1 protein-coding gene is annotated in these 1,506 nt (G+C 62.1%); it reads right to left on the reverse strand.

The features are described 5' to 3' along the window. Positions 1-245: 245 nt before the first annotated feature. On the reverse strand, positions 246-1,400 hold the full coding sequence (locus C493_RS20760) for a hypothetical protein (protein WP_007261463.1): 1,155 nt from the start codon (positions 1,398-1,400) through the stop codon (positions 246-248). Positions 1,401-1,506: the final 106 nt, after the last annotated feature.

A 1,506-nucleotide genomic window follows, 5' to 3' on the forward strand; every position in this document is an offset into this window, starting at 1 on the left:
TTGAGTGCGGGTTGGAACCTCGAACGCCACGCTCGGCGGAAATCCGATGGTCGGATTCCACGTCCTTCAGGGCGTGGAGGAGGTCAATCGGAACCGACTCGTTCGTTCCATCCAGCCAGAGCGCTTCGGTCTCAGTCTGGTCCAGTTCGTCTCTGACGAGTGTTCCTGTTCCAGATGTGCTCTAAAGATCAGTACGTGGTTGCCGTCCTCCGAGCGATCGGTCACTCTGTGGCTGGTCGATGGACTCAGTCGTCGTCGGATTCAGGATGCGAATCGGTATCCGCATCGGGATCGGGACTCCCAGCCGATGCGTCGGAGCCGACAGGTGCCGAGTTCGATTGCGCCGGGTTGTCCTCGTCGATTCGCTCCTCGAGTCGTTCGATCCGTCTGCTCAGCTCGACCGATAGCGGTCCGCTGAACTGGTGTCCGTACTCGTTGTACACGGTTCGTACGGTCTCGGCGCCACAGTGGTCACTGGCGAGATCATCGGCACGGAAGGTAGCCGCCTCTTGACGCCGATTCGCGACGCTGCAGCCGGCAACCGCGAGGACAGCCGCGACGACCGCAAGCGGGATCGACTGTACGGTCGCGAGAAGCCAGCCGACGACGAGGACGCCACTAACGAGGATCCCCACGAAAAGATGGGCGTACGCCGAAGCGTGAGCGCGCGCTTGCTCGTCGGCCTGAGCCAACATGACTGTCAGTTCTGTCTCGGTGAGTTCCTCGAGGAACGCGTCTTCGATCCAGATCGAGGGGTCGGAATCACCAGGCACGTTCGTCGCAATGAGTGGCTGGCTGCGCTCGTCGATGTCGAAGACGTAGCTGGGGCCGGCAGTGCGACCGAAGCGGTCGTAACACCGCTCGATCAGCGCCCGCTCGTCGGCCGTCGCATCCCGGACGGAGTTCCACGTCCGGACATTTCGTCGATCGATTCGGGTCGCGAGGTGGTAGTACCCAACGCCGAGTAAGGAGCCGCCGACGAGAAGGATCCCCGTCCCGTACGGAACTGCGTCGGCTGTCGAGAGTTCGAGTACGAGGATCCCGCCGAACAACGTCGGGGCAACGACCCACCGCTGGAGGTTTCGACGACGCGTCCGGTCAGACAGTTCGACTCCGTCGACTTCGGCGAGCGCTGGTCGGAACGCTCGGTTGATCAGAAACAGACTGATCATGCCAGTAACGGTGAAACTGAGCGCCGCGACGAGGGCCGTTCCGATAGCGCCGACGACGGCCGGAACCCCATCACCCACCGTCTCTACGGGTGGGAGCAGCCAGTGGGTGAGCAACAGACTCCCGAGCGCGAAGGCGATGACGAGCACCCGAAGGAGTACCAGGTTCGTCTGAACTTCGTCGGCGGACGCCTCGAGTCGCTGTTGGAGACGAACGATACCGGTCGCCAAGAGCGCGGCAGTGGCGATGACGATTATATACTGAACAGGCGCAATACCACGTCGTTTACGGCGTGGATACGCGCCGTCACTTGGGAATCTATCCACGCAAGGCTGC

Source organism: Natronolimnohabitans innermongolicus JCM 12255 (assembly GCF_000337215.1).
Lineage (GTDB): Archaea > Halobacteriota > Halobacteria > Halobacteriales > Natrialbaceae > Natronolimnohabitans > Natronolimnohabitans innermongolicus.